The organism is Bacillus sp. FSL M7-1345, assembly GCF_038006985.1.
GTDB lineage: Bacteria > Bacillota > Bacilli > Bacillales > Bacillaceae_G > Bacillus_A > Bacillus_A cereus_U.
In genome coordinates this window covers 4,641,799-4,666,661 of the sequence record NZ_JBBOWG010000001.1, presented here as the reverse complement: position 1 = coordinate 4,666,661, position 24,863 = coordinate 4,641,799, and the positions used below count along the sequence as shown (strand labels likewise).

Genomic DNA, 24,863 nt, shown 5'->3' with positions numbered 1-24,863 from the left:
TTTAAAAAATCGCCGATATAAATGGAGTTGCGCTGATATATTTGGAAAATCGCCGATATAATTTAAGTTGCGCTGATATATTTAAAAAATCGCTGATATAAATTTAATTCCTGTCTTACTGTGTTAGAGAAGATGTTCAGTGAAATGTTTTTCTAAAATTTGTAAAGATATCTTCACTTAGAATTGGAAAATATTTATAATTAAAGTAAAGATATCTTTACTTTCGAAGGTGGAGCCTATGGGTGTGAAAAATAAAATTAAAGAATTACGAAAGCAAAATCACATAACGCAAATTGAAATGGCAAAGGCGATGCAAGTGACGCGGCAGACAATCGTGGCGATTGAGAACTACCACTATAACCCGAGTCTAGAGTTATCCCTAAAAATCGCCAAATATTTTGGAATGAAGGTAGAGGAAATATTTACGCTGGAGTAAGGGGAGAGAAAATGAACGATACTAAAAAGTTGTATATCGCTACTGTCTTAGGATTATGTGGAGGGGACGTTTTAGTTCGTATTATGGATCCATCCATACCGATGTTATCGCTAATAGTTAGTAACATTTTAGCAATTCTATTTTTAACAGTGTATACGTATTATAAAAAACGTAAGTACAAAAAAGAGGGATTTCCAGATATAGATGAGCGAGTAAATGAAAATATAAAAAGGCATGTAAATGTCTCCCTTATATTCGCATTTGTCCTTCTCATTGTTTACATTGGCGCTAGCAAAATCATAGGTAGAGATGCCATACCTACGCCAGAAATATTCATTGTATGTAGTTTCTTATTTGCTGGTAGTCTCATCGTAGGAGTTATGGCGGGAAAACGAGCATAGCGATAGGAGGAATGAAAATGCAAGATGAGTTTGAGAGATTTCAATCGGATAAAGCGTTTAAATATTTAGGGTTATTTTTCGTGATAAGTTTAGCAATATGGAGTTTGTACAATTTAATTGTTTATGGAAATGCTGGTATGCCATTCGTTTTATTTGTACTAGGGCAGTTTGTTTATTTCGTTGTGAATTATTGGCCGAAGTGGAAGTTTAGAAATAAGAAAGAGGCTGATAATACATGAATAAGCAAGAAGTTATGAGGTTTATAGGAAGCTTATCTTTAGCGGGGCTTATTTTAAATACAAGTTTAGTCATTTTAAATATTTCATGGGGAGCGATATTGATTTCAAATGTAGCCCTTATTAGTTTATACGCTGTGTCTGAGTATAAGGAGCGAAAGCGATGGAAAGAAGAAGGTGTACCTGCATTAGATGAGAGAATCATGAAAAAAATGCAGCAATATTTTACGGCTTGTATGGTAGGTTTCTTTTTGTTTTTTATCGCGTAGCTTTCTGTAAATAAGTATTTAGATAGACAAATCGTGGATGTGAATGAATTATTATATATAGTTATTTTCGGACTGTTAATTAGCATGGCATCGACGAGTGTATTAGCAGCAAGGGGAATTAAATAAATATATAAAGGGGAAACAGGATGGGATTAGCGGTATTATGTGTTGCGACGGCTATATTTGCACTTTTGTGGGGGATGCAAAACTTCTCTCGCAATCCAGTGCCAAGTGTATGTATTATGATTGGTGCTGTAGGTTTATCATACTATTTATTAATTTTAGCGCATTATCATAAAACAGCAACAAGTGTTGTTGTTGGGGCAATTATTTTATCTTGTGGACGCGCTATACAAAAGGGTTTTCTTCCATAAAAGCTGTTTATACAAAAGGTATAAACAGCTTTTTGTATTTTTTTTACAAACTACTTGAAAGTTACGTTACGTCACCTTTTATAATGAAGGAGAAGAGGTGATGGAGTTGATTTCAATTCAAGAACTAACGAGGGAAACAGGAATTACAGTAAGGACGTTACGTTATTATGATCAAATCGATTTATTAAAGCCGAGTGGAAAAACTGATGGGGGACATCGGTTATATAGCGAGAGAGATGTTGTTCGTTTGCAGCAAATTTTATTTTTAAAAGAAATGGGTTTTTCATTAAAAGAGGTTGCGAATATGTTAGTAACAGGTGAGCTCAATTTAAAAGGTTCGCTTGAAAAACAACTTAGATTTGTACAGGAAGAACAAAAGAAATTCAATCGAATGGAACGTGTTTTACAAGCCGTTGTGTATTCGGTAGATGTGGAGGGAGAACTGGATTGGAAAGTTATGTTTGAACTCATTCAGCTTTCGAAACAGTCTCCTCGTATACGTGAAATATTCCAAAATGAATTGTTTTCAAAGGAAGAGCAAGATTTACTTCATAATTTGCCAAATATGAGTGAGGAAGATCCGAATGTGTTAGAGTGGGTAGATTTATTAAAGCAATTACGTAATTTTATGAAAGACGGTAAGGAAGCATCGTGTGATGAAGTACAAGAGGCAACGAAGAAATTAATGCAGAAGTGTTTAGAGATGGCTAATGGTGATGAAGCATTTTTAGATAAATTGTGGGAAGTAAGAAAATCAAAAGAAGATTCACAGAAAATGAGTATGTATCCAATTGAAGAAGGGCTTCTATTATATATGGATGAGGCTTTTCGTATATATGACGAAAGGGAGAGGGATAAATGAGTATACTCGCAGAATATCGTTGGTATTTTTTAATTGGGGCAGAGATTGTATTTTGGTTATCAGCTATCGGATTCTTTTTACTAAGGTATGGATTTCGCTTGAAAAAGGCAAGTTTTATTATGGGGATTGTGCTACTCGTAAATGAAGTGTTTATTTTAACTTTAGGAGTAGTGGACTACTATCAAACAGGGAAGTTCTCTAATTTTCAAATCATTACGGTAATCATTTTATTATATGCAGTTTTTTATGGGAAAAAGGATTTGAAGAAATTAGATATATATGTACAAAAATTAGTTGCGAAGTGGCGGAATGAACCGGCGCCTATTATCGAAGAACCACTTGAAGTAACAGGGATGGCGCATGCGAAGCAGGAAATAAAAAATTGGGTTTTACATCTTATTTTGTTTGTTGCGGTTCATATATTCCTTTTCTTCATGTATGGGCTTATTCCAGTAGAACAGTGGGGAAATTGGTTAGAGTCAGGAATCGTTTTAAATAAAACAGCAAGCCGTGTAAGCCAAGTATGGGCTATTATTCTTTTAGCGGATACTGCGATTTCATTTTCATATGTTATTTTTCCGAAGAAGGAGAAAGGAAATAAGAAGCTACTTTCATAGAGGAAAGTAGCTTTTTCTAGTATACCAATAGTTTGTATAGGAGAGGATGACAGTAGGAAAAAGAGCTAGTTTTATATGTCTCTTTAAAATGAAGTAAAACTTTAATTAGTGTGGGGTCGACTGCTCGTTAATGTTGGAGAAAGTTTGATGAGGAAAGAAATGTGTTCTCCTTCCTTTTTCTATGTATAACTTGTCGAAAGTTTTACCGAATATCTGTTCGTTTTTTTAGGTTTTTTATGGGCATTCGTGGTAAAATAATAATACAGATTTTTATGAGGAGGTCGGTTTTTAGTTGGAACATCCATTTGAAATTATCTCAGAATATTCCCCGCAAGGTGATCAGCCGGGAGCGATAGAGAAGCTTGTAGAGGGAATTAATAGTGGAAAGAAAAAGCAAGTGTTGCTTGGAGCGACAGGGACGGGTAAGACATTTACGATTTCAAATGTCATTAAAGAAGTGCAGAAGCCAACACTTGTGATGGCTCATAATAAAACGTTAGCAGGGCAGTTATATAGTGAGCTGAAAGATTTCTTTCCTAACAATTCTGTTGAGTATTTTGTTAGTTATTACGATTATTATCAGCCGGAAGCGTACGTGCCACATACGGATACGTTTATTGAAAAAGATGCGCAAATTAACGATGAAATTGATAAATTACGCCACTCGGCAACGTCTTCCTTATTTGAACGAGATGATGTTATTATCGTTGCGAGTGTGTCATGCATATACGGTTTAGGTTCTCCGGAAGAATACCGCGAGTTAGTTGTTTCACTTCGAGTTGGTATGGAAAAGGACCGTAATCAATTACTTCGTGAACTTGTTGATGTACAGTATGGACGTAATGATATTGATTTCAAGCGTGGTACATTCCGTGTGCGCGGAGATGTAGTTGAGATCTTTCCGGCATCACTTGACGAACACTGTATTCGAATTGAATTTTTCGGTGATGAAATCGATCGTATTCGAGAAGTAAATGCATTAACAGGTGAAGTATTAGCAGAACGTGATCATGTGGCAATCTTCCCGGCATCTCACTTCGTTACACGTGAAGAAAAGCTGAAGGTTGCTATTGAAAATATCGAAAAGGAATTAGAAGAGCGTTTAAAAGAATTAAATGATAACGGTAAGTTGTTAGAGGCGCAGCGCATAGAACAGCGAACGCGTTATGATTTAGAAATGATGCGCGAGATGGGCTTTTGTTCAGGAATCGAAAACTATTCCCGTCATTTAACACTTCGTCCAGCAGGTTCAACACCGTATACGCTTTTAGATTATTTTCCAGAGGATTTCTTAATTGTTATGGATGAGTCGCATGTGTCGGTTCCGCAAGTAAGAGCGATGTATAACGGGGACCAAGCACGTAAGCAAGTGCTTGTTGATCATGGATTCCGTCTGCCATCAGCTTTAGATAATAGACCGCTCACGTTTGATGAGTTTGAAGAGAAAACGAATCAAGTTATTTACGTTTCGGCAACGCCAGGACCGTACGAGTTAGAGCAGTCACCGAAAGCAATAGAACAAATTATTCGTCCAACAGGGCTTTTAGATCCACCAATTGATATACGACCAATTGAAGGACAAATAGATGATTTATTAGGAGAAATCCATGACCAGATTGCGAAAAATGAACGTGTATTAATTACGACTTTAACGAAAAAAATGTCAGAGGATTTAACAGATTACTTAAAAGATGTAGGAATTAAAGTGAACTATCTTCACTCTGAAATTAAAACGTTAGAACGTATTGAAATTATTCGTGACCTTCGCCTTGGTAAGTTTGATGTACTTGTCGGTATTAACTTATTACGAGAAGGATTAGATATTCCGGAAGTATCACTTGTAGCTATTTTAGATGCTGATAAGGAAGGATTCCTACGTTCAGAGCGTTCATTAATACAAACAATTGGTCGTGCGGCACGTAATGAACACGGCCGCGTTATTATGTACGCAGATCGCATAACGAGATCAATGGGAATTGCGATTGAAGAAACGCAGCGTCGTCGTAGTATACAAGAAGCTTACAATAAGGAGCATGGTATTACGCCGAAGACGATTCAAAAAGGAGTACGTGACGTTATTCGTGCGACAACAGCAGCTGAGGATACGGAAACATATGAAGTAACACCAGCTAAGAAGATGACGAAAAAAGAACGTGAAAATACAATTGCGAAGATGGAAGCAGAGATGAAAGAAGCAGCAAAGGCGTTAGATTTCGAGCGTGCAGCTGAATTAAGAGATTTACTATTAGAATTAAAAGCGGAAGGGTGAAAAGAGTGAGTAAAGATTTTATTGTTGTAAAAGGTGCTAGAGCGCATAATTTAAAAAATATTGACGTAACCATTCCGAGAAATCAGCTTGTTGTTGTGACGGGATTGTCTGGTTCAGGAAAATCATCGTTAGCATTCGATACGATTTATGCAGAAGGACAGCGCAGATACGTGGAATCTTTATCCGCGTATGCGCGCCAGTTTTTAGGACAAATGGATAAGCCGGATGTTGATACGATTGAAGGTTTATCTCCAGCGATTTCAATTGATCAAAAAACGACGAGTCGTAATCCACGTTCAACAGTTGGAACGGTAACAGAGATTTATGATTATTTACGTTTATTATTCGCACGAATTGGTACGCCGATTTGTCCGAATCATGGAATTGAAATTACATCACAAACAGTGGAACAGATGGTAGACCGTGTTCTTGAATATCCTGAACGTACGAAGTTGCAAGTGCTAGCGCCTATCGTGTCAGGGCGTAAAGGTGCGCATGCGAAAGTATTAGAAGATATTAAGAAGCAAGGTTATGTTCGTGTGCGCGTTGATGGAGAGATGCTGGATGTATCTGAAGAGATTACGTTAGATAAAAATAAGAAGCATTCAATTGAAGTTGTTATTGACCGTATTGTTGTGAAAGAAGGAATTGCAAGCCGACTTGCAGATTCACTAGAAAGTGCTTTAAAGCTTGGCGTGGGCCGAGTTTTAATCGATGTAATGGGAGAGGAAGAACTTCTATTTAGTGAACATCATGCTTGTCCACATTGTGGTTTTTCAATCGGAGAATTAGAGCCGCGTATGTTCTCGTTTAATAGTCCGTTCGGCGCGTGTCCTTCTTGTGATGGACTTGGCTCAAAGCTCGAGGTAGATTTAGAACTTGTTATTCCGAACTGGGATGTATCATTAAATGAACATGCGATTGCTCCTTGGGAACCGACAAGTTCACAATATTACCCGCAATTATTAAAATCTGTGTGTAATCATTACGGCATCGATATGGATATGCCAGTGAAAGATATACCGAAGGATTTATTTGATAAAGTGTTGTACGGAAGCGGGGAAGAGAAGGTTTATTTCCGCTATGTGAATGAATTTGGTCAAGTGAAAGAAAATGAGATTTTATTTGAAGGTGTTATTCCGAATATCGAGCGTCGTTATCGTGAGACGAGTTCGGATTATGTTCGTGAGCAAATGGAGAAGTATATGGCAGAGCAAGCTTGTCCGAAGTGTAAAGGTGGACGTTTAAAGCCTGAGAGTTTAGCTGTTTTCGTTGGTGATAAAACGATTGCCGATGTAACGAAATATTCTGTTCAAGAAGTACAGGAATTCTTCTCAACTGTTGAGCTAACTGAGAAACAACAGAAAATTGCTCATTTAATTTTAAGAGAAATTCAGGAGCGCGTTGGGTTCTTAGTGAATGTCGGTTTAGATTATTTAACGTTAAGTCGTGCCGCAGGAACTCTATCAGGTGGTGAGGCGCAGCGTATTCGTTTAGCGACACAAATTGGTTCTCGCCTTACTGGCGTACTTTACATTCTCGATGAGCCTTCTATCGGTTTGCATCAGCGTGATAATGATCGTCTTATTCGTACTTTGCAAGAAATGCGTGATTTAGGAAATACGCTAATCGTTGTTGAGCATGATGAAGATACGATGATGGCTGCTGATTATTTACTTGATATCGGACCTGGTGCAGGTATTCATGGTGGTCAAGTTGTATCAGCAGGTACACCAGCTGAAGTTATGCAAGACGAGAATTCATTAACAGGGAAATATTTAAGCGGTAAAGAGTTTATTCCGGTACCACTTGAAAGACGTAAAGGTGACGGACGTAAAGTGGAGATTATCGGTGCGAAAGAAAATAACTTAAAGAATGCGAAGATGTCATTCCCTCTAGGAACATTTGTAGCAGTAACAGGCGTATCTGGCTCTGGAAAAAGTACGATGATTAATGAAGTGCTATACAAATCGTTAGCTCAAAAGTTATATAAGGCGAAAGCGAAGCCAGGGGCTCATAAAGAAATTAAAGGTCTTGAGCAGTTAGATAAAGTTATTGATATTGATCAATCACCAATCGGGCGTACACCACGTTCCAACCCAGCAACATATACAGGTGTATTCGATGATATTCGTGATGTATTTGCACAAACGAATGAAGCGAAAGTACGTGGGTATCAAAAAGGGCGCTTCAGCTTTAACGTAAAGGGTGGCCGTTGTGAAGCGTGTCGTGGTGATGGAATTATTAAAATCGAAATGCATTTCTTACCAGACGTGTATGTTCCGTGTGAAGTTTGTCACGGTAAACGTTACAACCGTGAAACGTTAGAAGTGAAATATAAAGATAAGAATATTTCTGAAGTGTTAGGGATGACAATTGAAGATGGGGTAGAGTTCTTTGCTAATATCCCGAAAATTAAGCGTAAACTTCAAACGCTTGTAGATGTAGGGCTTGGCTATATGAAATTAGGGCAACCAGCTACGACGTTATCAGGTGGTGAAGCGCAACGTGTGAAATTAGCTTCTGAATTGCACCGTCGTTCTACAGGGCGTACGTTATACATTTTAGATGAGCCAACGACTGGCTTACATGCACATGATATTGCACGTCTTCTAGAAGTGTTGCAGCGTCTTGTTGAAAGCGGCGAGACAGTTCTTGTTATTGAACATAATTTAGATGTTATTAAAACAGCTGACTATATCGTTGACCTTGGACCGGAAGGCGGAGACAAAGGCGGACAAATCGTTGCTTCTGGAACGCCAGAACAAGTAGTGAAAGAAGAACGCTCGTATACAGCTAAGTATTTAAAAGAGATTTTAGATCGTGATAAAGCAAGAATGAAAGAGAAAATAAAAGAAGTAGAGTTATCACAATAAGCTTATTAATAAAAACCGAGTGGAAATGACACTCGGTTTTTATTTCACTAAGGAAAACTGGTAAGATTGTTAGTAGGTATACAAGTATAAAGAATAGAATAAATTGGTATAAGAGTTTGCATGTTGCTTGCGTTTATTATCTATTAGCGTATGATTAAATATATATGTTAAAAGGATGTGTAAGGAAATGAGATGGATTGTATCACTTCTTGTAAATAGCGTTGTGTTAATCGCTGTATCCGGACTTTTAAAAGGGGTTGCACCAGACGCATTTTACATAGCAAATATACAAACTGCAATTATTGCGAGTATTATATTGGCGATTTTAAACGTATTTGTAAAGCCGCTTTTAATTTTAATTACGCTACCGATTACTCTTGTAACTTTCGGTTTCTTCTTAATTGTCATTAATGCGATTACGTTAAAGATGACGGATTCATTATTAGGGGACGCCTTTAATATATCTGGATTTGGTGTAGCGATTGTTGCGGCGATTTGTATTTCGATTTTTAATATGATAATTGAAAAAGTAATTGTTGAACCATTACATGAAAAAAAGAGAAAATGACAAAAAGAAAAACATTTCATGATTCATATGAAATGTTTTTTTCTATTTATTAGAAACCATGTTTCTTGTTTCCAGAAAAAAATGGTACAATATCCGATAGAATGGAATTTTACATCAAATGAGACTGAACCCGCAGCGGAGTGGAGGTTTATACATATGCCGAAAGTAAGGACAAAAGATTTAATTGAACAATTTCAATTGGAGTTAGTAAGTGGTGAAGAAGGGATTCATCGTCCGATTGATACGAGTGATTTATCACGACCTGGAATTGAAATGGCAGGATTTTTTACATATTATCCAGCTGATCGTGTGCAGCTTCTTGGAAAAACGGAGCTTACGTTCTTTGATACGTTAACGACAGAGCAAAAGCAAGAGAGAATGAAAGCGCTTTGTACTGAAGAGACGCCTTGTATTATTGTAACTCGTAATCAAGATGTACCGGATGAGTTATTACAAGCATCACGTGAATCAGGCGTGCCTTTATTACGTTCTGCTCAAACGACGACGAGATTATCAAGTCGTTTAACAAACTATTTAGAAGGTAAGTTAGCGCCAACAACAGCTGTTCATGGTGTGTTAGTAGATATTTATGGCGTGGGTGTTTTAATTACAGGTCAAAGTGGTGTCGGGAAAAGTGAGACAGCGCTTGAACTTGTAAAGCGTGGTCACCGCCTTGTTGCGGATGATAGCGTAGAAATTCGTCAAGAAGATGAAGACACATTAGTAGGAAGCTCACCAGATTTAATTGAGCATTTATTAGAAATTCGTGGTCTAGGTATCATTAACGTAATGACGTTATTCGGTGCAGGGGCAGTAAGAAATTATAAACGTATTACGCTTGTTATTAATCTTGAAATTTGGGATCAAAAGAAAAATTATGATCGCTTAGGTCTTGATGAAGAGAAGATGAAGATTATTGATACAGAACTTACGAAGATTACACTTCCAGTTCGTCCTGGTCGAAACTTGGCTGTTATTATTGAAGTAGCAGCGATGAACTTCAGATTAAAACGTATGGGAGTCAATGCGGCACAGCAGTTCTCTGAGCGATTAATGAGTGCGATTGAGTTAGGAAATCAAGAGTAGACTCTGGAGAGGGAGGTCATATATATGCTGTTAGGTTCTGTACCACAGCTTGACCGTATAGCAGTCCAACTTGGACCGTTCCCTGTTTATTGGTATGGGGTTATTATCGGTACAGGTGTGCTATTAGGTCTTTGGCTAGCAACTCGCGAGGGAGAAAGGCTTGGTATTCATAAAGATACATTTATCGATCTTGTATTAATTGCAGTACCAATTGCGATTCTTTTTGCGAGAATGTATTATGTCATTTTTGAATGGGAATATTATTCGCAAAATCCGAGTCAAATTATTAATATTCGTCAAGGTGGTTTGGCGATTCATGGTGGTTTAATCGGGGCTGTTATTACAGGAATCCTTTTTGCGAAAAGACGCGGGCTTTCATTCTGGAAGTTAGCGGATATTGCTGCGCCGAGTATTTTACTAGGACAAGCAATCGGCCGATGGGGAAACTTTATGAACCAAGAGGCGCATGGTGATGAAGTAACGAGACAGTTTTTAGAAGGTCTTCATTTACCAGATTTCATTATTAATCAAATGTACATTGATGGTGTGTATTATCACCCAACGTTTTTATATGAATCATTATGGAATTTTGCAGGTGTTATTTTACTACTCGCGTTACGAAAAGTGAATTTACGCCGTGGTGAATTATTCTTCACATATTTAATTTGGTATTCAGTGGGACGCTTCTTCGTAGAAGGTTTGCGTACAGATAGTTTAATGTTAGGACCACTTCGTATTGCACAAGTAATGTCTATTGGAATTGTTGTTATTTCTATCATTTTCATTATTGTGAGACGAAAAATGGGGCAAGCTGATAAAAGATATTTAGAAAATTAGAGAAAAGTAGCATCTTATATAAGATGCTGCTTCTTTCATATTCAGGTAATGAAAGGATTAAGGACGATGAAAATAAATACAGTGTTATTTGATTTAGATGGAACGTTAATTAATACAAATGAACTTATTATCTCTTCTTTTTTACATACGTTAAATCACTATTATTCTAATCAGTATAAGCGTGAAGATGTATTAGGATTTATCGGTCCATCTTTGCACGACACTTTTAGTAAGATTGATGCAAGCAAGGTTGAAGAGATGATTACATGTTATCGTCAATTTAATCATGAGCATCATGATGAATTAGTGGAAGAATATGAAACTGTATATGAAACGGTTCAAGAATTGAAGAAGCAAGGTTATAAGATCGGCATCGTTACAACGAAAGCGAGACAGACGGTTGAAATGGGATTAAAGCTTTCGAAACTTGATCAGTTTTTTGATGTTGTCGTGACGATTGATGATGTGGAACATGTGAAACCACATCCAGAACCACTTCAAAAAGCATTGAAATTATTAGATGCAAAGCCAGAAGAAACATTGATGGTTGGTGATAATCATCATGATATCGTCGGTGGACAAAATGCAGGTACGAAAACAGTAGCGGTTTCATGGACATTGAAAGGTAGAGCATATTTAGAAGCGTATAAACCAGATTATGTGCTAGATAAAATGAGTGATTTACTACCGATTTTGTCCCGTATTAATGGGTAGTAAGATTCCTGCCTGTAAATGCTTGATTGATGAGAGTTAGTAATCAGTGGGGAAAAGGGTTCCTACCGGTTAAAGTGTCACTTTATATAAGTAGAGGAGAGAGTTCAGTGCGACGGACAACGCGCTATCCTGTTTCAGGAGAAAATTCATTGTGGAATGTGTATAAAACAGTTTCTTTTTGGAAGGTAATGAAAAACTTTATTATCATCCAAATCGCACGTTACACGCCATTTTTATCCGTGAAGAATTGGTTATATCGCACGTTTTTACGGATGGAAGTAGGAAAGAAAACGTCGTTTGCACTTATGGTAATGCCAGATATTATGTTTCCAGAAAAGATTACTGTGGGAGACAATTCAATTATCGGCTATAATACAACGCTTTTAGCGCATGAATATTTAATTCGTGAGTATCGACTCGGAGAAATCGTCATAGGGAATGAAGTTATGATCGGAGCGAATACGACAGTTTTACCAGGTGTGACGATTGGAGATGGTGCTATCGTTTCTGCAGGCACACTTGTCCATAAAGATGTACCAGGCGGCGCTTTCGTAGGCGGAAATCCGATGCGTATTATTTATACGAAAGAGGAAATGCCTACTAGAGAAGGTTGATGTTAAAAATGTAACATTTCTCTTCTCTTTTTATGAATAAAAAGGAAATATTTGATTATAATATACTGTTTTGTTTTTTACGGAATCGTTTATACTTATAGATAGAAGAATGTGTGAGCGAAGAAAACAAAAAACTGGAGGATATATGGGGAAAAATCAAAGAATATATAAGGAGAGCGGACAAGTTATCTCTTTTAATCAATTAGCGGACTTCTTTTATAAAAAAGGGATGAGGGCTTATAAAGGGCAAAAATTGCAAGATGCAATTAAATATTTTCGAAGAGCGTCACAAAGCGAGAAGGAGCCATTTATTTTATGCCAACTAGCAATAGCATTATCTGAATCTGGTGAATATCAAGAGTCGAATCAGATATTTCTAAAGCTTGTTAGATCCAATCCTGAACTTGAGCAATGCTATTATTTTATTTCAAATAATTATGCATATATGGGCTTGTTTCAACAGGCGAAGAAGTATGCAGAGCGATATTTAGAAGTTACGGAAGAGAAGGAATTCGTAGAAGATACATTAGAATTGCTTGAGATTATGGAAGAAGAAGCAATGGGTGCGGAAGAGATTGAGGATGAAGATGAGCTAATTGTTATGCAAGAAGAAGCGAACCGCTACATTCGTAACGGACAATTAGAAGAGGCGATTGCTACACTAGAAGTTGTTACGAAAGAATATCCAGAATTTTGGTCGGGCCATAATAATTTAGCGATTGCACATTTTCAATCAGGTAATGTAGATCAAGCGCTTAAGTTAACAGAAATGATTTTAGAGAAAAGTCCTGGTAATATGCATGCGCTTTGTAATACGCTTATTTTTCTATATTCAATTGGAGAGCATAAGCAAGTAGAGTCATTAGCAGGGCAGTTAGTTTCGGTATATCCAATTTCATTTGAGCATCGTTTGAAACTTGGAACAACGCTTGCAACAATTGGTCATTTTGAACCTGCATATAAATGGTTCAAAGTATTAAAGCGTCAAGGATACGAAGGAGACGTTAGTTTTTATTACTGGTTTGCATACTCTGCGTATATGGTGAAGGAACAGCAAGTAGCTGAAAAAATGTGGCAACATGTTGTAGAATTGCATCCTGATAAAAAAGGAAAAGAACCGTGGAATGCACTGAATTTAGCAGATGAAGGACAAAATCTTTTATTTGAAGAGTTACGAAAATCATTTCAGAAAAGTACGACGCTAGAAGAGAAAATGCTAGCTTTATATTTAATGAATGAATTGTCAACACCAGAGAAGGTTGGGTTCTTCTTTGATGTAACGCAAGCGAAAAATGGTGTTCCAATCGTATCGCAACTTGCAAAATATTTCTTTTTACTTAATAGTCATAAAAGCATCCCAGCTGATTTACAGCAATTTGAACAGTGCGTACGAATCGCGGATGCATTATACAATTATACGAAAAAAGACGATGAATTAATCGAAGAGTGTTTAAATTTTTGGTTTTGTACGTTCATACGTTTATATACATCTGGAGCGACTTTTACAAATGTGTACGGTTGGTCAGCGGCAATTGAATATATTGTGCGCGGCGAACAAAGAAATAAGATGACACAGGCAGAGCTTGGTGATGTATATAATGTATCTGTAGCGACTGTACGAAAGTATGTGCAGGCTGTTAAGCGCACGCACACGTAGGGTAGGCAAATCATTGGGAAAAAAATGATGCTAACAGTATAATGAGGGTAACTTAATGTGTATGAATGAATGGGAGTGAATAGTGTGTCAGAAGAAAAAATTTATGATGTCATTATTATTGGTGCAGGACCAGCTGGTATGACAGCTGCGGTATATACATCTCGTGCGAATTTAAGCACACTGATGCTTGAACGTGGTATTCCAGGTGGACAAATGGCAAATACAGAAGATGTAGAGAACTATCCAGGTTATGAGTCTATTTTAGGACCAGACTTATCAAATAAAATGTTTGAGCATGCGAAGAAATTTGGTGCTGAATATGCATACGGTGATGTGAAAGCAATCATCGATGGTAAAGAGTACAAAACAATTATTGCTGGTAAAAAAGAATATAAAGCACGTGCAATTATCGTTGCAAGCGGTGCAGAGTATAAAAAAATTGGTGTGCCAGGTGAAACAGAACTTGGCGGCCGCGGTGTATCGTATTGTGCAGTATGTGATGGTGCATTCTTTAAAGGGAAAGAACTTGTTGTTATTGGCGGCGGAGATTCTGCTGTTGAAGAGGGTGTGTTCTTAACACGCTTCGCATCAAAAGTAACGATCGTTCACCGTCGTGACACCCTTCGTGCACAGAAAATTTTACAAGATCGTGCTTTCCAAAATGAGAAAGTAGATTTCATTTGGAATCACACTATAAAAGAAATTAACGATGCAAATGGTAAAGTAGGAAGCGTAACACTTGTAGATGTAAACAGCGGAGAAGAACAAGAAGTTAAAACTGACGGCGTTTTCATATACATCGGTATGCTACCACTATCAAAACCGTTTGTTGAGCTAGGTATTACAAATGAAAATGGTTATGTTGAAACGAACGAGCGTATGGAAACGAAAGTTCCTGGTATTTTCGCAGCTGGTGATGTTCGTGAAAAAATGCTTCGTCAAATTGTAACTGCAACAGGCGATGGTAGTATTGCAGCGCAGAGTGCACAGCATTATATAGAAGAGTTAGTAGAAGAATTAAAAACTGTAACAGAAAAATAAGGGGTAATATACCTTTTGAGAAGAAAGCTACCGATAGGAGCTTTCTTTTTTTGTGGAAATGTCAAAGTTTTGTCAAAAACAATTAGGATTATAAGATTTCTTATTGATATACTGGACTTTACGGAAAAAATCACTATAAGAAATGAGGAATTTATTCAGTATGGAATGGCGTAATATATATCGTGGATTTTGTATGGGCGTTAGTGATTTAATTCCTGGTGTGAGCGGCGGAACAATCGCTGTTGTGTTAGGGATTTATGAACAATTGCTCGCAGCAATTAGCGGATTCTTTAGCCGTGAATGGAAAAAACATTTAGCGTTTTTAATCCCACTTGCAGCTGGTGTAGCGGCAGCTTTTCTAACGTTAAGTCACGTTATTAAATATTTATTAGCAAATCATTATGAACCGACTCAATTTTTCTTCCTCGGTTTAATTATTAGTATATTACCGATGTTAATGAGAGAAGCTGATGCAAAGGCAACGTTTAAAGGTAGTCATATTGTCTTGTTAATAATTGCAGCAATTCTTGTTGCAATAACAGCATTCTTTAAACCAGATAAGGCAGCTGATCCGATTACGACGTTAACAATTTTAAATGCAATTGGTTTATTTTTCGCAGGATGGATGGCTAGTATGGCTATGCTTCTTCCTGGAATTAGTGGATCGTTTATTTTATTAATTATTGGTGTGTATCCAACAGCAATTAACGCTTTAACTACACTCAATTTACCGTTAATCGTGGTTATCGGTGCCGGTGTGATGGCCGGATTTGTTGTAAGTAGTAAAGGAATTAGTTATTTGTTAAATCGTTATAAAAGTATGACATTTGCGGCAATTATTGGGCTCGTTATCGGGTCGATTGTCATTGTGTTCCCTGGCATTCCGACTGGTGGCATTTCAATTGTAAGTTCAATTATTACTTTTATTTTAGGATTTGCGGTTGTTACTTATTTCGGTAAGAAATAAGTGTTTTAATCCCCTTAACGATAAAAATCGTTAAGGGGATTTTTATGTACTGTTCATGGGAAGTAAGGTATTTTGATTGCTTGTTATAGAAAGATTTTTTACAATTGCTTAGCAAAAGGGGACTGGCACCTTCGTTGTAGCAAACTGTTTTTGATAGTATAATGAAATGAGTATGCAGTGAAAAATTTTGCTGCAAGTAGCTGAGGTGAAGAAACATGCAAAGAGTGACAAACTGTGTGTTAATTAGAGATAATGAAGTACTCTTACTCCAAAAACCTCGCCGAAATTGGTGGGTTGCACCGGGCGGGAAAATGGAGCGTGGTGAGACAGTAAGAGATACCGTTGTTCGCGAGTATCGTGAAGAAACAGGTATTTATTTAAAGAATCCAGCATTAAAAGGGGTCTTCACTTTTGTCATCCAAGAAGGTGATAAAGTTGTTTCTGAATGGATGATGTTCTCCTTTTTAGCAACAGATTTTGCAGGAGAAAACAAATTAGAGAGCGAAGAAGGCATCATTGGTTGGCATACATTTGATAAAATTGATGATTTAGCAATGGCACCAGGAGATTATCACATTATTGATTATTTAATTAAAGGGAATGGTATAATCTACGGTACATTTGTATATACCCCAGATTTTGAGTTGCTTTCATATCGATTAGATCCGAGTTAAACCTGCAAGGAGAGGATACGATGACAGAAAATAATGATATAAAAATGGTAATTATTACAGGGATGTCTGGAGCTGGAAAAACGGTAGCGTTACAAAGTTTTGAAGATTTAGGATATTTTTGTGTAGATAATTTACCACCGATGTTATTGCCGAAGTTTATTGAACTTATGGCAGATTCAAAAGGTAAAATGAATAAAGTAGCACTCGGTATTGATTTACGTGGCCGAGAGTTTTTTGAATATTTATGGGGAGCACTTGATGATTTATCAGAACGTACATGGATTATTCCTCATATTTTATTTTTAGATGCGAAAGATAGCACACTTGTAACTCGTTATAAAGAAACGAGACGTTCACATCCACTTGCGCCAACTGGCTTGCCGTTAAAGGGAATTGAAGCTGAGCGTGGTCTATTAACTGATATGAAGGCGCGAGCGAATATTGTGCTTGATACATCTGATTTGAAACCGAAAGAATTACGAGAGAAAATTGTTCACTTATTCTCAACAGAAACTGAGCAAGCATTTCGTGTAAATGTTATGTCATTTGGATTTAAGTACGGAATTCCAATTGATGCTGATTTAGTATTTGATGTTCGTTTTTTACCAAATCCATATTATATTCCACATATGAAGCCATTAACAGGACTGGATGAAGAAGTTTCGTCGTATGTGTTGAAATTTAATGAAACACATAAGTTTTTAGAGAAATTGACGGATCTTATCACTTTCATGCTGCCTCATTATAAAAGAGAAGGTAAGAGTCAACTTGTAATTGCGATTGGATGTACAGGTGGGCAACATCGTTCTGTTACGCTTACAGAGTACCTTGGGAAATATTTGAAACCAGAGTATAGCGTTCATGTATTTCATCGTGATGTGGAGAAGAGAAAGGGCCATTAAGGGATGAAAAAAGAGAGAAAACCTAAAATTGTTATCATGGGAGGTGGAACTGGACTTTCTGTTTTATTAAGAGGTTTAAAACAATACCCTGTTGATATTACAGCGGTTGTAACAGTAGCCGACGATGGAGGCAGTTCAGGTAGACTACGTGATGAGCTAGCAATTCCACCTCCAGGTGATATTCGTAACGTACTTGTTGCGTTATCGGATGTAGAACCATTAGTGGAAGCTTTATTTCAGCACCGTTTTACAACTGGAGACGGACTGAAAGGGCATGCTTTAGGAAATTTACTATTGGCAGGTATGACTTCGATTACAGGAGACTTTTACCACGCGATTACGGAAACGAGTAAAGTATTAAATGTCAGAGGACGTGTATTACCAGCAGCGAATCAAAGTGCGGTACTTCATGCAGAATTAGAAGATGGAGAAATTGTAACAGGTGAATCAAAGATTCCTTATTTCGGGAAGAAGATTAATCGTGTCTTTTTAACTCCAGAAGATGTAGAACCGTTATGTGAAACGTTGACGGAAATTAAACGAGCTGATTTGCTTGTTTTCGGTCCAGGAAGTCTGTACACAAGTATATTACCGAATTTAGTTGTTAACAAAATTGGAGATGCTGTTCTTGCTGCAAAAGCGAAGAAGGTATATGTATGTAATGTTATGACGCAAGCGGGCGAAACGAAGGGTTATACTGCGTTTGATCATGTGCAGGCGTTACATGATCATTTAGGTAAACCATTTATCGACACTGCGATTGTAAATAATCGTGATATTCCTCGTGAATTACGTAAGTTATATGAGGAAGAAATGTCGGAACCAGTTGCACTGGATACAGATCGTTTTGCTGAACATAATATCGAAATCATTCAAGAGCGATTAGCGAAATATGATGAGCGTGTTGTAAGACATGATACATTAAAGTTAGCTTCTATTTTATATTCATTGTTATAAATGTGCGTTGCCTCGTTTGAGGTAACGCTCCTCATTCATATAGGACAAGATTTTTGTTCCCAAGTAATAGTATAAGGAGGTGTTGACTGTGTCATTTGCATCAGAAACAAAGAAAGAGTTGACCAACCTTGAAATGAAGGAATGCTGTGAGAAATCAGAATTATCGGCGTTGCTTCGAATGAACGGATCGCTTTCTTTTTCAAACCGTCGCCTATCTATCGATATTCAAACGGAAAATGCAGCAATTGCAAGAAGGATTTATACGCTCTTGAAAAAAGGATATGATGTGACGGTAGAATTACTTGTTCGTAAAAAAATGCGATTGAAGAAAAATAATGTATATATCGTGCGGCTTGTTGAGAAGTCTCGCGAAATATTAGCAGATCTTCACATTGTTCGAGATGACTTTTCGTTTATTCGAAATATATCGCAGGAATTAATCGAGAAGAAATGTTGTAAACGATCGTATTTACGCGGTGCATTTTTAGCAGGTGGTTCGGTAAATAACCCAGAAACATCATCTTATCATTTAGAGATCTTTTCGTTATATAAGGAACATAATGATTCTATATGTGAACTGATGAACGGATTTGATTTAAATAGTAAGACGTTGGAAAGAAGAAAAGGGTACATTACGTATTTGAAAGAAGCTGAGAAAATTACAGAATTTTTAAATATTATAGGTGCTCATAATGCACTTTTAAGATTTGAAGATATTCGAATTGTTCGCGATATGCGTAATTCGGTAAATCGTTTAGTTAACTGCGAAACAGCTAATTTAAATAAAACAATTGGTGCAGCGCTAAGGCAAATTGAGAATATCCGCTATATTGATGAGACCGTTGGGCTTGATATTTTGCCAGATAAATTAAGAGAAATTGCACAGTTACGAAGAGATTATCAAGATGTAACATTGAAAGAGTTAGGTGAGATGGTATCCGGGGGGAAAATTAGTAAATCGGGTATTAATCATCGTTTGCGTAAAATCGATGGAATTGCAGAGAAATTACGCGCGGGGGAAACGGTAGCAAAAAAATAAGAGGTTAAAGGGGAAATGGAGCTGTGGTTCAAAAAGTGGTTAAAGTTGCATTAAAAAACGGCTTACAAGCACGTCCGGCTGCGTTGTTTGTACAAGAGGCAAATCGCTTTCATTCTGATATTTTCATTGAGAAAGATGGAAAGACAGTTAATGCAAAGAGCATAATGGGGATTATGAGCTTAGCAATCGGAACTGGTAGCATGATTACAATCACAACAGAAGGTTCAGATGCAGAAGAGGCTTTGGAAGCATTAGCTGCATATGTACAATAAAAGGCTATCGCGAATGTGCGATAGCTTTTTTTATTCTGCTATTTGTGAGCAGCTTGGCTGGTGTGGGGTAACGAATGATCGGTGGGGTATGTAGCTAGTTCGCGCTTGTCGGAAATTGTCGGTAAGTCGACAAGTTGTGTCGAAACGCCGATAAAATTAAAAAATCGCCGATATATTTGATTGGATACTGAGTGGGTTATGCGCTGCCCTTGTACATAATAAAAAAAGCGCCCTGTTGACAGGGCGCTTCCGCTTTTAGTTGTATCCAGTTCCAGTGGCTAGAATCTCCGGTCGTTTCGCCCCTTCATTCGAGGCAAAAAGCGCCTCGGAATCAGGGGCTCCAACGCCCTGCGATTCTGAACGAGCCGCCTCTGCTTTTAGTTATATCCAGCTCCAGCGGCTAGAATCTCCGGTCGTTTCGCCCCTTCATTCAAGGCAAAAAGCGCCTCGGAATCAGGGGCTCCAACGCCCTGCGATTCTAAACGAGCCGCCTCTGCTTTTAGTTATATCCAGCTCCAGCGGCTAGAATCTCCGGTCGTTTCGCCCCTTCATTCGAGGCAAAAAGCGCCTCGGAATCAGGGGCTCCAACGCCCTGCGATTCTGAACGAGCCGCCTCTGCTTTTAGTTATATCCAGCTCCAGCGGCTAGAATCTCCGGTCGTTTCGCCCCTTCATTCAAGGCAAAAAGCGCCTCGGAATCAGGGGCTCCAACGCCCTGCGATTCTAAACGAGCCGCCTCTGCTTTTAGTTATATCCAGCTCCAGCGGCTAGAATCTCCGGTCGTTTCGCCCCTTCATTCGAGGCAAAAAGCGCCTCGGAATCAGGGGCTCCAACGCCCTGCGATTCTAAACGAGCCGCTTCCGCTTTTAGTAGTTATTAACGATTTGTAAAGATCTTATCGATTAAGCCGTATTCTAGAGCTCTTTCTGCTGTCATGAAGTTGTCGCGGTCTGTGTCGCGTTGTAGAACTTCAAGTGGTTGACCTGTGCGGTCAGCAAGAATTTGGTTTAATTTTTCGCGTAAGAATAGGATGCGTTTTGCAGCGATTTCGATTTCAGTCGCTTGACCTTGTGCACCGCCAAGTGGTTGGTGAATCATTACTTCACTGTTAGGAAGAGCGAAACGTTTTCCTTTTTCACCTGCTGCAAGTAAGAATGCACCCATAGATGCAGCCATACCGATACAGATTGTTGATACTTGTGGTTTAATAAACTGCATTGTATCGTAAATTGCCATACCAGCTGTGATAGAACCACCAGGGCTGTTGATATAGATGTGAATATCTTTTTCTGGATCTTGAGATTCCAAGAATAAAAGCTGGGAAACGATTGAGTTTGCTACGTTGTCATCAATTGCGCTACCAAGCATAATGATGCGGTCCTTTAATAGTCGAGAGTAAATATCGTAAGCGCGTTCTCCACGATTTGTTTGTTCAATTACTGTAGGAATTAAATTCATCTGTTATTTCCTCCTTTGAAAGCTTTATTAGTTTATAATACAATTATGGTCAATAAAGGTCAAACGAAACCACTTTAAATCAAAAAAATATGTAGTTGTATCATGATTTATTCGCTATGTTTTTAAAATTCCCTGCTTATGTATCTTCAACATCATAACCGAATTACATAAATTTAAACGTGATTAAAGGTGTAGAAAGGGCAAAAGAACGCCTTTTTACTGAAGCGTTCTTTCGGTATTTATTCTTTTAAAAGATAGGTTACTTTATTTAAAATTGTTTCGACTTGTTTCGCGTTTTTACTATACATTTCACTTGCTGATTTCGATTTTGTTTCTAAAGAAAATAGTTCAAGATCAGCATGGCATTTTTTTAAAGATGCCAATAGTAAAGGTTTGTTTTGAGGAGAAGGCATTTGGAGTTTATCATTATAAATGTCGATAGTAAGTTGTCCGTATGAATCAACTTGACCGAGAAACACATTTTCAATGACAACGCCGAGTTTTTCTAATTCAGAATGTAACCAAGCGCGGTTGTGCCCGCTTGCAGAAAGAGGTTCATCTAGTACATTTCCATCCATAATAACAGTTTGTGGTTCCTTCTCGTTCGGTACTTTTAAACCGATGTCTTTTGCTGTAAGTGGCTGAGAATCTTTCTTTAATAATACATTTAATTCTCCGCTCGGTTCTAAGACAGCAAATTCGACTTCAGCTATACTGAATGCACCATTTCCTCTAAGAAGTTCAAGTAACTCATCACTTGTATATTTTTCTTTCTTTAAATTATCCTCAAGTATTTTGCCATCCTTTATTAAGACTGTAGACTTTCCTTCAAAAAAATCTCTCGCGGCTTTATTTTTTAAGGAAAGAATTCCTACGAAAAAAGGTACCGAAGCGAAAATAAGTATAGCAAATACACCATGGAAAAACTTTTGATCTAGCCCTGTAGATACTTGGGCAGCAATGTCACCAATCGTCATTCCAGCTATGTATTCGAAAAAGGAAAGTTGGGAGATTTGTCTTTTTCCAAGCCATTTTGTAATAGCGAATAAAAGAATTAATATGAATACAGAACGGAGAATGACAAGTGACCATTCAGGTAGATGAGACATAGTAATTTCCTCCAGTCTGCTTAAAACCCTTTATATTGAGGTTCTTCACGTTCTAATAATGAAACTCTATCCTTTAAATCAGCGATGACGCTGTCCATTTCTAACATGCATTCGTGAAAGACGCGTTTTGTTTCTTCGTCTTCTGAATTTAGCGAAAGGGAACTTAAGCTTGCTTGAGCCCCCCTTAAACTAGCGAGGCATGTTTTTACACTAGCGATAACAGTCATGAAAACACCTCTTATCCTTTCGGTTTAAATAGCAATGCTCCAATGAATCCAAAAATGATAGCAGCAGAAATACCAGCGCTTGTTACTTTAAACATACCGGTAATAACGCCGACAATTCCATGTTTTGCAGCTTCTTCCATAGCGCCGTGAACGAGGGCGTTACCGAAACTTGTAATTGGTACAGTTGCTCCTGCACCCGCAAAATCAATTAATGGTTCATATAGATTGAATCCATCTAATATAGCCCCAACAACAACGAGTGTTGCCATTGTATGGGCAGGAGTAAGTTTACCCACATCAAACATAAGTTGACCAATTACACATATAAGTCCACCAATAACAAAAGCCCAGAAAAAAATCATTGTGTTGCACCTCCAAATTCGATCGATACAGCATGAGCGATACATGGAATTGTTTCTTCTTGTTGGAATGTAAGTGGAGATAGTAAAGCACCTGTTGCAACAACTAGCATTTTTTTGAATTCTCCCTTTTTCATTCTATTTAATAAATGTCCGTACACGACTGTTGCAGAACATCCTGGACCACTTCCGCCAGCTATGACAGGTTGACCTTCTCTATAAATGATGATTCCGCAATCTTGGAATTGTTCGCTCTTTACTTTTGTACCGTGTTTATGTAGTAGGTCGTAAGCGATTTCGCGTCCTACATGTCCAAGGTCACCTGTTACGATTAAGTCGTAATAAGAGGCGTCGATTTGTCGTTCGCGTAAATGGGCTTCAATCGTATCGACAGCAGCTGGGGCCATCGCACCGCCCATATTAAACGGATCTGTTAAACCCATGTCAACAACTCGCCCAATTGTGGCGGAAGTTACTCTTGGACCATTTCCTGTATCACTTAAAATTGCTGCACCTGCACCGGTCACTGTCCACTGTGCAGTAGGGGGCTTTTGTCCACCATATTCAGTTGGGTAACGGAATTGTTTTTCCACGGCAGCGTTATGGCTTGATGCTCCAGTTAATAAATATTTTGCGCCTTTTGCATTTACAATACTTGCGCCGAGCGCTAATCCTTCCATAGAAGTAGAGCAAGCTCCAAATAATCCAAGATAAGGTGTTCCGAGTGTACGACATGCAAAGCTCGTTGGGGTTATTTGATTAATTAAATCTCCTGCGAGTACGAATTGAATATCGTCTTTTCGAAGTTTTGCTTTCTCTGTAGCACGGCTACAAGCTTCTTCAAATAAAATTTTGTGAGCCTTTTCGTAAGAATCTTGTCCAAGCCATAAATCTTCATGGAGGGTGTCGAAGTCTTCAGGGATATTACCTTTCGCTTCAAATGGTCCACCGACTACCCCGGTTGAGATAATGACTGGTTTGTTTTCAAATACCCATGTTCGGTGTCCTTGTAACATTTATAGCCCTCCCCATTGAACGAGAATCGTTTTAATAAGTGCGATGACGAAAGCGGAAAATACACCAAACAAAATAACAGAGCCAGCCAATTTAAACATGTTACCGCCAACACCTAGGACGAACCCTTCCGTTCGGTGTTCAATGCATGCTGCGATAACAGAATTACCAAAACCGGTAACTGGTACCGCTGTGCCTGCCCCAGCAAATTGTCCAAAGCGATCGTATATACCGAATCCAGTTAGTAACATGGAAATGAAAATTAGAGTTGCTACTGTCGGATTCCCTGCTGAGCGTTCAGTGAAATCAAAATACGTGATGTAAAAAGTAGAAATAAGTTGCCCGATGAAGCAAATGAAACCACCAACGAAAAAAGCTTTTATACAATTTTTTAAGACAGGACGCTTCGGTTCTCGTTCTTGCGCGAATTTTTTATATTCCTGTTGTACAGGAGTTAAGTTTTTATCTTTACTAGACATGACAATCCTTCCTTTTCTTTTAGAAAGCTTAAATATTAGATCCCATTTCTGATTGAATGAGTTTCAATTGTTCTTTAATGCCATCCTTACTTACTTTCTTGTTCTTAATTTTGTTTTCAAGTTCTTCTAGGAGCATAAAAATCTTTTTGTCTGTACTTACACGAATATCGAAAGTAGGATTTTCATCACTTAATTTCTTTTTTAATTTACTTCGTAAAGGCTTTAAACCAAATCTTTCATGATGTTCAGGTTTGACGGCTATGTAAAGATCTAAATTGGTATTAACTGCGGTAGCTTTTATAATGCCATCTATAGCTAGGGCTTTTTTCTTAGCGTCTTGCGATATAGATTGATTAAAGGATTCTGTACTCATTTTTGTTAACTTAGGGCCCTTTTTTTCATCTGTTCGCTTAGCTTCTTCTTTCTTTACTTTTTTATCTAACGGGCTATTATCGCATCCGGTAAGTGAACCGAATAGAAGAACAAATAACGCGGTTATGAGGCCGAGTTTTCGCATTATAATCATTCCATTTCTATTGCAGTATGTAAT

The 24,863-nt window shown here is 37.9% G+C and carries 28 protein-coding genes and 1 pseudogene; 22 read left to right on the top strand and 7 right to left on the bottom strand.

Annotated features, from left to right (window positions below):
- Positions 1-238: 238 nt before the first annotated feature.
- The 22 genes and pseudogenes from MHB76_RS24540 (at position 239) to MHB76_RS24435 (ending at position 19,668) form a co-directional block, all read left to right on the top strand.
- Positions 239-436, top strand: coding sequence for a helix-turn-helix transcriptional regulator (locus MHB76_RS24540; RefSeq protein ID WP_016106613.1), 198 nt, complete (start codon positions 239-241; stop codon positions 434-436).
- Positions 437-447: 11 nt separating this feature from the next.
- Positions 448-837: a hypothetical protein gene (locus tag MHB76_RS24535; protein WP_016106612.1), complete on the top strand. Its 390-nt coding sequence runs from the start codon at positions 448-450 to the stop codon at positions 835-837.
- A gap of 17 nt (positions 838-854) precedes the next feature.
- Complete coding sequence (locus tag MHB76_RS24530; protein WP_002159891.1) at positions 855-1,076, top strand: hypothetical protein; 222 nt, start codon at positions 855-857, stop codon at positions 1,074-1,076.
- A pseudogene (locus MHB76_RS24525) lies at positions 1,073-1,468 on the top strand (ATPase). The gene MHB76_RS24530 and the pseudogene MHB76_RS24525 overlap by 4 nt, the downstream one beginning before the upstream one ends.
- 20 nt (positions 1,469-1,488) lie before the next feature.
- Positions 1,489-1,716, top strand: coding sequence for a hypothetical protein (locus MHB76_RS24520; protein WP_002159893.1), 228 nt, complete (start codon positions 1,489-1,491; stop codon positions 1,714-1,716).
- 100 nt (positions 1,717-1,816) lie between these two features.
- Positions 1,817-2,578: a MerR family transcriptional regulator gene (locus MHB76_RS24515; RefSeq protein WP_078173393.1), complete on the top strand. Its 762-nt coding sequence runs from the start codon at positions 1,817-1,819 to the stop codon at positions 2,576-2,578.
- Positions 2,575-3,195 carry a hypothetical protein gene (locus tag MHB76_RS24510; RefSeq protein ID WP_078173394.1) on the top strand — a complete coding sequence of 207 codons (621 nt, stop codon included), beginning with the start codon at positions 2,575-2,577 and terminating at the stop codon, positions 3,193-3,195. The genes MHB76_RS24515 and MHB76_RS24510 overlap by 4 nt, the downstream gene beginning before the upstream one ends.
- Positions 3,196-3,487: 292 nt before the next feature.
- Positions 3,488-5,464: an excinuclease ABC subunit B gene (gene uvrB / locus MHB76_RS24505; protein WP_078173395.1), complete on the top strand. Its 1,977-nt coding sequence runs from the start codon at positions 3,488-3,490 to the stop codon at positions 5,462-5,464.
- A gap of 5 nt (positions 5,465-5,469) precedes the next feature.
- Positions 5,470-8,340 carry an excinuclease ABC subunit UvrA gene (uvrA, locus tag MHB76_RS24500; protein ID WP_078173396.1) on the top strand — a complete coding sequence of 957 codons (2,871 nt, stop codon included), beginning with the start codon at positions 5,470-5,472 and terminating at the stop codon, positions 8,338-8,340.
- Positions 8,341-8,527: 187 nt separating this feature from the next.
- Positions 8,528-8,908: a phage holin family protein gene (locus MHB76_RS24495; protein WP_002089574.1), complete on the top strand. Its 381-nt coding sequence runs from the start codon at positions 8,528-8,530 to the stop codon at positions 8,906-8,908.
- 156 nt (positions 8,909-9,064) lie between these two features.
- Positions 9,065-9,994: an HPr(Ser) kinase/phosphatase gene (gene hprK, locus MHB76_RS24490; RefSeq protein WP_002016091.1), complete on the top strand. Its 930-nt coding sequence runs from the start codon at positions 9,065-9,067 to the stop codon at positions 9,992-9,994.
- 24 nt (positions 9,995-10,018) lie between these two features.
- On the top strand, positions 10,019-10,831 hold the full coding sequence (gene lgt / locus MHB76_RS24485; protein ID WP_002034719.1) for a prolipoprotein diacylglyceryl transferase: 813 nt from the start codon (positions 10,019-10,021) through the stop codon (positions 10,829-10,831).
- Between the two features lie 66 nt (positions 10,832-10,897).
- A complete protein-coding gene (ppaX, locus tag MHB76_RS24480) occupies positions 10,898-11,545 on the top strand; it encodes a pyrophosphatase PpaX (RefSeq protein ID WP_016106605.1) in 648 nt (215 codons plus the stop codon).
- A 107-nt stretch (positions 11,546-11,652) separates the two neighbouring features.
- Positions 11,653-12,159 carry an acyltransferase gene (locus tag MHB76_RS24475; protein ID WP_002159900.1) on the top strand — a complete coding sequence of 169 codons (507 nt, stop codon included), beginning with the start codon at positions 11,653-11,655 and terminating at the stop codon, positions 12,157-12,159.
- 145 nt (positions 12,160-12,304) lie between these two features.
- The gene (locus MHB76_RS24470; protein ID WP_078173398.1) at positions 12,305-13,816 is read left to right on the top strand and encodes a tetratricopeptide repeat protein; all 1,512 of its coding nucleotides are present in this window, start codon (positions 12,305-12,307) and stop codon (positions 13,814-13,816) included.
- 84 nt (positions 13,817-13,900) lie between these two features.
- The gene (gene trxB / locus MHB76_RS24465) at positions 13,901-14,857 is read left to right on the top strand and encodes a thioredoxin-disulfide reductase (RefSeq protein ID WP_002089563.1); all 957 of its coding nucleotides are present in this window, start codon (positions 13,901-13,903) and stop codon (positions 14,855-14,857) included.
- A 160-nt stretch (positions 14,858-15,017) separates the two neighbouring features.
- On the top strand, positions 15,018-15,824 hold the full coding sequence (locus tag MHB76_RS24460) for an undecaprenyl phosphate translocase family protein (protein ID WP_199709909.1): 807 nt from the start codon (positions 15,018-15,020) through the stop codon (positions 15,822-15,824).
- Positions 15,825-16,039: 215 nt separating this feature from the next.
- Positions 16,040-16,498: an NUDIX hydrolase gene (locus MHB76_RS24455; protein WP_002124062.1), complete on the top strand. Its 459-nt coding sequence runs from the start codon at positions 16,040-16,042 to the stop codon at positions 16,496-16,498.
- A 20-nt stretch (positions 16,499-16,518) separates the two neighbouring features.
- Entirely contained in the window at positions 16,519-17,400 is an 882-nt protein-coding gene (rapZ, locus tag MHB76_RS24450) for an RNase adapter RapZ (protein WP_340987906.1), read from the top strand.
- A 3-nt stretch (positions 17,401-17,403) separates the two neighbouring features.
- Positions 17,404-18,357, top strand: coding sequence for a gluconeogenesis factor YvcK family protein (locus tag MHB76_RS24445; RefSeq protein ID WP_002159904.1), 954 nt, complete (start codon positions 17,404-17,406; stop codon positions 18,355-18,357).
- Positions 18,358-18,445: 88 nt separating this feature from the next.
- Complete coding sequence (whiA, locus tag MHB76_RS24440) at positions 18,446-19,396, top strand: DNA-binding protein WhiA (RefSeq protein WP_002159905.1); 951 nt, start codon at positions 18,446-18,448, stop codon at positions 19,394-19,396.
- Between the two features lie 23 nt (positions 19,397-19,419).
- The gene (locus MHB76_RS24435; protein ID WP_002144903.1) at positions 19,420-19,668 is read left to right on the top strand and encodes an HPr family phosphocarrier protein; all 249 of its coding nucleotides are present in this window, start codon (positions 19,420-19,422) and stop codon (positions 19,666-19,668) included.
- Between the two features lie 875 nt (positions 19,669-20,543).
- On the opposite strand, the gene clpP is transcribed toward MHB76_RS24435, so the two are convergent.
- From clpP to MHB76_RS24400, 7 genes are all read right to left on the bottom strand, one after another.
- Positions 20,544-21,125 (bottom strand): ATP-dependent Clp endopeptidase proteolytic subunit ClpP, encoded by a 582-nt coding sequence (gene clpP, locus MHB76_RS24430; RefSeq protein WP_001049156.1) that lies wholly within the window; start codon positions 21,123-21,125, stop codon positions 20,544-20,546.
- 239 nt (positions 21,126-21,364) lie between these two features.
- The gene (locus MHB76_RS24425; RefSeq protein ID WP_340987904.1) at positions 21,365-22,234 is read right to left on the bottom strand and encodes a DUF421 domain-containing protein; all 870 of its coding nucleotides are present in this window, start codon (positions 22,232-22,234) and stop codon (positions 21,365-21,367) included.
- 20 nt (positions 22,235-22,254) lie between these two features.
- Positions 22,255-22,461, bottom strand: coding sequence for a DUF1657 domain-containing protein (locus tag MHB76_RS24420; protein WP_016106600.1), 207 nt, complete (start codon positions 22,459-22,461; stop codon positions 22,255-22,257).
- Between the two features lie 11 nt (positions 22,462-22,472).
- Positions 22,473-22,823, bottom strand: coding sequence for a stage V sporulation protein AE (gene spoVAE / locus MHB76_RS24415; RefSeq protein WP_002112813.1), 351 nt, complete (start codon positions 22,821-22,823; stop codon positions 22,473-22,475).
- On the bottom strand, positions 22,820-23,836 hold the full coding sequence (spoVAD, locus tag MHB76_RS24410; RefSeq protein ID WP_002159908.1) for a stage V sporulation protein AD: 1,017 nt from the start codon (positions 23,834-23,836) through the stop codon (positions 22,820-22,822). The genes spoVAE and spoVAD overlap by 4 nt, the downstream gene beginning before the upstream one ends.
- A complete protein-coding gene (gene spoVAC, locus MHB76_RS24405; RefSeq protein WP_002112810.1) occupies positions 23,837-24,313 on the bottom strand; it encodes a stage V sporulation protein AC in 477 nt (158 codons plus the stop codon).
- Between the two features lie 28 nt (positions 24,314-24,341).
- Positions 24,342-24,830 carry a YhcN/YlaJ family sporulation lipoprotein gene (locus MHB76_RS24400; protein WP_002159909.1) on the bottom strand — a complete coding sequence of 163 codons (489 nt, stop codon included), beginning with the start codon at positions 24,828-24,830 and terminating at the stop codon, positions 24,342-24,344.
- Positions 24,831-24,863: the final 33 nt, after the last annotated feature.